This is a genomic window from Nocardiopsis sp. TNDT3, from assembly GCF_003427465.1.
GTDB lineage: Bacteria > Actinomycetota > Actinomycetes > Streptosporangiales > Streptosporangiaceae > Nocardiopsis > Nocardiopsis dassonvillei.
Genome location: NZ_QPFC01001346.1, coordinates 1 through 5134 on the forward strand (window position 1 = coordinate 1; position 5134 = coordinate 5134).

At 72.3% G+C, this 5134-nt stretch carries 5 protein-coding genes; 3 read left to right on the plus strand and 2 right to left on the minus strand.

Going from position 1 to position 5134, the window contains the following annotated elements; genetic code table 11:
- From DQW06_RS27635 to DQW06_RS27645, 3 genes are all read left to right on the plus strand, one after another.
- Positions 1-447, plus strand: a 447-nt coding sequence (locus tag DQW06_RS27635; protein ID WP_370449149.1) for a PUA domain-containing protein, incomplete at its 5' end; no start/stop codon positions are given.
- Between the two features lie 73 nt (positions 448-520).
- Positions 521-1411, plus strand: coding sequence for an alpha/beta hydrolase fold domain-containing protein (locus DQW06_RS27640; RefSeq protein ID WP_013154388.1), 891 nt, complete (start codon positions 521-523; stop codon positions 1409-1411).
- Between the two features lie 37 nt (positions 1412-1448).
- On the plus strand, positions 1449-1895 hold the full coding sequence (locus DQW06_RS27645) for a type II toxin-antitoxin system PemK/MazF family toxin (RefSeq protein WP_013154387.1): 447 nt from the start codon (positions 1449-1451) through the stop codon (positions 1893-1895).
- A gap of 114 nt (positions 1896-2009) precedes the next feature.
- Here the strand turns inward: DQW06_RS27645 and DQW06_RS27650 are convergent, their stop codons facing one another.
- Together DQW06_RS27650 and DQW06_RS27655 are read right to left on the minus strand one after the other, a co-directional pair.
- Complete coding sequence (locus DQW06_RS27650; RefSeq protein ID WP_071622530.1) at positions 2010-2969, minus strand: cyclase family protein; 960 nt, start codon at positions 2967-2969, stop codon at positions 2010-2012.
- A 459-nt stretch (positions 2970-3428) separates the two neighbouring features.
- Entirely contained in the window at positions 3429-4592 is a 1164-nt protein-coding gene (locus DQW06_RS27655; RefSeq protein ID WP_117199586.1) for an AMP-dependent synthetase, read from the minus strand.
- Between the last annotated feature and the right edge of the window lie 542 nt (positions 4593-5134).

The following is a 5134-nucleotide window of genomic DNA, read 5'->3' on the forward strand; positions in this document are numbered from 1 at the left end:
GCGTCGGCGCGGATCGCCACGGAGGCGGGCGTGCACACCCTGCTCACCTCCGCCGCGAACGCCCGCACGGCCCTGGAGGGCGGGCCGGCGGGCACCCTGTTCGCCCCGGCGCGGGGACGGCGCCCCTCGGCCCGCCAGCTGTGGCTGGCGCACGCCACGGCGGGCCGGGGCAGCCTGGTCCTGGACCCCGGCGCGGTCACGGCGGTGGTGCGGGAGAAGGCGTCCCTGCTCCCGGCCGGTGTGGTGAGGGTGACCGGCGACTTCAACGCCGGCGACCCGGTGGACCTGTGCGACGAGGACGGCGCCGTCGTCGCCCGCGGACTGGTCAACTACGACGCCGCCGAGGTGCCCGACCTGATGGGAAGGTCCACACGGTGGCTGGCCCGTGAGATGGGCCCCTCCTACGAGCGCGAGCTGGTGCACCGGGACGACCTGGTCGTGCTCTAGACCGCGTACCCGGACCGCCGCGACACCTCTGTGGCAATGTCGGGGACACCCCCCGAGGAGAGTGGAGACACCCATGCCTAGCCTGGTGGCGAGAATGCTCGCTGTGGCGTTCCGGGTGGCGCGCAAGCGCCCCATGGAGACCGTCGAGGGCGCGCGCGAGCGCATCGACGAGGCCAAGGACGACCCCGAGCCGCCGCACTGGGTCGCCAAGCGCCACGAGACCACCCGGCGGGAGGTCGGGGGCTTCGCGAGCTACACGGTCCTCGCCCGGGACCGGGAGGAGGACCCCGACAAGGCCGTCCTGTACGTGCACGGGGGCTCCTACATCAGCGAGATCTCCCCCTGGCACTGGGTGCTGATCTCGCGCATGGCGGACGTGGGCTGTCGGGTGGAGGTGCCCATCTACGGGCTGGCGCCCCAGCACACCTACCGCGAGGCGTTCGGCTTCCTCCACACCGTGTACCGCGACCTGCTGGAGCACGTCGCGCCGGAGCGCACGGTGTTCGCCGGGGACTCGGCCGGGGCCGGGCTGGCGCTCGCCCTCGCGCAGACGCTGCCCGGGGAGGGCCTGCCCCAGCCCGCGCGGCTCATCCTGGTCTCCCCGTGGACGGACCTGACCATGTCCAACCCCGACATCGCCGAGGTGGAGGGCCGGGACCCCTGGCTCAGCCCGGTCGGCCTCAAGGAGGCCGCCAAGGTGTGGGCGGACGGCGACGACCTGTCCCTGCCCCGGCTCAGCCCCGTCAACGGCGTGCTCTCCGGCCTGCCGCCCATGGACCTCTACATCGGCACCCGCGACGTGTTCCTGCCCGACACCAGGCGCCTGCGCTCGCTCGTCGCGCGGGCCGGGGGAGAGGTGGACCTGCACGAGGAGGAGGGGGCCTTCCACGTCTACCCGCTGGTCCCGGTTCCCGAGGGCAGCCGGGCACGGGCGCGGATCATCGGCACCGTCCAGGACCTGTGAGACCTCCGGGGCGGGGCGGAGGCCCTAGGATGCGGGCGTGAGCGAACGAACGACGCGCCGAAGCGAGGACCACCCCCACCGGGGCGAGGTCCGCGAGATCCCCACCGCCGCCAGCGCCACCAGGCTCGTCTACGCGCCCGAGCGCGACGGACTCGCCGACGCGGGCGAGATCGTGTGGACGTGGGTCCCCTACGAGGAGGACCCGGGGCGGGGCAAGGACCGCCCGCTGCTGGTGGTCGGCCGCCGGGGCGGGCGGCTGCACGGGCTGATGCTGTCCTCCCGGCGCCCCGACGCGTGGGAGCGCCAGGACTGGCTGCCCGTCGGCTCGGGCCCCTGGGACCGGGAACAGCGTGACTCCTACGTGCGGGTGGACCGGCTCTTCGAGTTCGACGAGGACGACATCCGCCGGGAGGCGGCCGTCATGGACGAGGAGCTGTTCTGGATGGTCGCCGACGTCCTGCGGGCCCGCTACGGGTGGAGCTGAGCGGCGGAGGGCGGTCGCCCGTCCGGGGGCCCGGGGACGGCCGGGTCTCCACCGGAAGGGCGGTCGGACCCCGGGGCGCAGGACCGCCGCCGGGGCCCCGCGGCCCCCGTCGCCTCAGGAGAGGGCCAACAGGCGTACGGGGCCGCCGGAACCGCCCCGGATGTTGGCGACGCCGACGATCGCCATAGCGCCGCTCTCGGGAGCCCTCTCCAGGTGGGCGACCATCTCGACGGCGTACTTGTTCTCTCCGAGGAGGAACACGTGCGCCTCGGGGTTGGAGGCGGAGTCGGGCCCGTAGTCGAAGCTCGGGGTGTCCACGGCGATCCCGGCGATGTCCCGCGCGCTCAGCAGCCAGTCGATCGCCTCGATGTCGAACCCGGGGAAGTGGGCGACGCCGTCGCTGTCGCGGTTGAGCATCGCCTCCTCGCTCTGGAGTACCCGCGCGCTCCATCCGGAGTCCATGGCGACCAGGGCGCCCCGGGGGATGCGGCCGTGGCGCCTTTCCCAGCGGCGCAGGTCCGCCACGGTGACCTGGGCGTCGTAGTGCCTCGCGGCGCGGTCGGCGATGCGGACGACGACGAGCGGACAGACCAGGTCGCGCGGGTCCACCTCGTGGGTGTGCAGTGCGTCAGCGCTGTCGTTGAAGTGCCACGGCGCGTCGAAGTGGGTCCCGGTGTGCTCGTCGATCTCCAGCTTGAGCGCGTTGAAGCCGTCCTCCTCGATCGAGGCGAACTGGAAGATGTTCGGGTCGAGGATGTAGGGCCGGTAGATCGGGAAGTCGTTGTGGAGGACGTGGGTGAGGTCGGTGACCGTCAGCCGCGACGGGCTGATCCCGGCGATGGTCTGGGCGTGGGCGGACTCCACCGGCCCTCCGAGGGCGCCGATCCCGGTGAGCACGGCGCCGACGGCCGCCGAACCGGTCAGCATGCGCCTGCGGCCCAGGCCCGCGCCGGCCGGGCGCGCGGGCGGCGCGGGCCGCTCCGCCGTGATCGTGCCCCCCGGCGTTTCCGGGGCGTGCCCCGATGCGGTCATGAACGTCTTCCGGGCCTTGTGGATCACGTGGGGTCCGCACATCGCAGTGTTCCTCTTCCAGGTCTGCTGTCTGTTCGATCTGGAATGAGTATACGATCTCTTATGCAAAAGTGAAGCCTGTGCCCCATGCGATGCCTTGTTTTCAGGGCGGACGCGGACCGGCGGCCTCGCCGCGGAAGGTGACCGGGCGGACACGCGGTCGGGCCGGCGCGCAGGCTCGTGCCCGTGCCGGGAGGTGTCGTTCTCCGGCGGGGAGGCCGGAAGGGCCGGAGCGTTTGGGGTGTGTCCGGAGCCGGCACGGCGTTTTCCGCCGTTCCCCGAACCCGTTGTGTGTAACGGAGTGCGCCCCGTCCTCCGGACCGCCGCGCCCGCCCGGGGAACGGAGGGAATTGCTCCTCGACGTGACAGCCCGCGTCCCGCCGTATTTCGCGGGAGCCGCGCTCGCGCCGCGCCGGTGAATTCCCGCCCGGCCCTGTGCGGGGGCCGGGTGGCGGGAACGGGTTACGCGGAGCAGCGGCCCCGGGGGGCGGTGCGGACCACCATCGTCGGCGCCGAGCCGTCCGAGGACTGGTCCAGCAGCCGCCGGGAGAGGGTCACCTCGAAGGTCTCGGGGGCCTCCTCGATGACCTCCGCCAGGGCCAGGCAGCCCGACACCACGTGGTGCCGGATCCACTCGACGGTGTACAGGTCCGGCTCCGTCCCGGGGCGGAGCCGGACCCGCAGGCGCAGCCGCTCGTTCTCGGTGTGCGGACGGATCAGGACCACCTGGGCGGCTTCCACCGAGTCGAGTTGGAGGGCGAGCGACGCCAGGTCGGCGGGGGACACCAGACTGCTGAGCGGACCGTAGGGCGCGTCTATGCGGCTGTTGGTCCGCAGGGGCCGGCCGGGCAGCTCGCAGGTGCACGACGTCCACTCGGCCCCGGTGCCGGTGTCGTAGCGCAACAGGGGGACGACCGCCTTCCTGTGCGTGACGGTCACGAGCATGCGCCCGTTGACGACCTCGGTGTGCTGGTAGGGGAGCGGGTGGAAGGTGTCGATCGCGCAGTCGGGTCCGCTGTGCCCGATGATCCAGGTCTCCGCGGAGCCGAACAGCGCCCATGTGCGCAGGTGGGGGAAGTGCGTGCGGATCAGCGAGCGCGTCCCCGCGTCCATCGCCGGTCCACTCCAGAGCACCTTGCGCAGGAAGTCCAGGCGCCGTCCGGACGCGGCGCAGAAGCGCAGGACGCGCTGGACGGTGTCCAGGGTGGCGGCGAGGGCGCTCACCCCGTGCCGCTCGAAGAGGTCGAGGCACGGCTCGATCATCTGGTCCGTCGGGGCGTCGAGCGACAGGGTAGGGACGCCGGCCCGTGCGGCGAGCGCGTTGTGCAGGTCGTGCGACGCGCGCATGTGGAACGGGGTGCTCAGGCTCGCGACCAGGTCCCCCGGTGCGAAGGGCTGAAGGTGCGGGGCGATCTCGTCCACGTGGAGGTCGGAGGGGAGCGCGCCCAAGCGGCTCGTGGACGTCGTTCCCCCCATGAGGTGGAGCGAGGCCCGGGAGAGTTCGGCCGGGGACTCCCGCATCATCGTGTCGACGGCCTCGCCGAGCTCCTCACGGGTGAGGGGAGGCAGGTCCACCAGGCGGGGCCTGCGCCCCAGCACGAGGTAACGGCCGTACTTGCGCCGCATGGACGGGATCCTCGCCAGGCGCTGTAACGCGTGGGCCAGGGAGAGCGGCCCCTCCACTTTTCCTCCGATATTCATCGTCATTCTCGTGCTCGCATCTCTGGGTGTCAGGGATTTCGTTCATCCCGCCGGGGCGGCTGCGGTGACGTTAATGAATGTGGAATTCCCGTTAATTCTTCTCGGGGAAATGCCTTCGTTGGCGGCATGGCAGGTTCGGGGCCGTTGGACAGTAAATCAGATTCCCCCACCGAGGAACATGGTGAAGATTTCCCCTGCTGGTAAGCGTGTGATCACCGCAGGTCATGTGTACTTGTTGGGAGACGCCTCGGAGCGTGTTCCCCCGGTGGCCGGATGCGGTCGAGTGACCTTGCTCACCGCTCCTGGCCGCCGTGCGGGGTGAAGGCGGAGGCCGCGGGAGGCGCCGGGACGCGGCCCGGCGTGCGCGGGGAGAGGGCCCGGTGCGACCGTGTCGCTTCGGCGGTCCCGCCGGTGGGCCCCGGTCCGCGCCGGAGCCCCGGCGGTGCCGAGTGCCGTCGGCACCGCCG

Excerpts from the sequence above, each read along its gene's own strand:
- DQW06_RS27640 (WP_013154388.1), top strand. The coding sequence starts at position 521 with ATGCCTAGCCTGGTGGCGAGAATGCTCGCTGTGGCGTTCCGGGTGGCG.
- DQW06_RS27650 (WP_071622530.1), bottom strand. The coding sequence starts at position 2,969 with ATGTGCGGACCCCACGTGATCCACAAGGCCCGGAAGACGTTCATGACC.
- DQW06_RS27655 (WP_117199586.1), bottom strand. The coding sequence starts at position 4,592 with ATGCGGCGCAAGTACGGCCGTTACCTCGTGCTGGGGCGCAGGCCCCGC.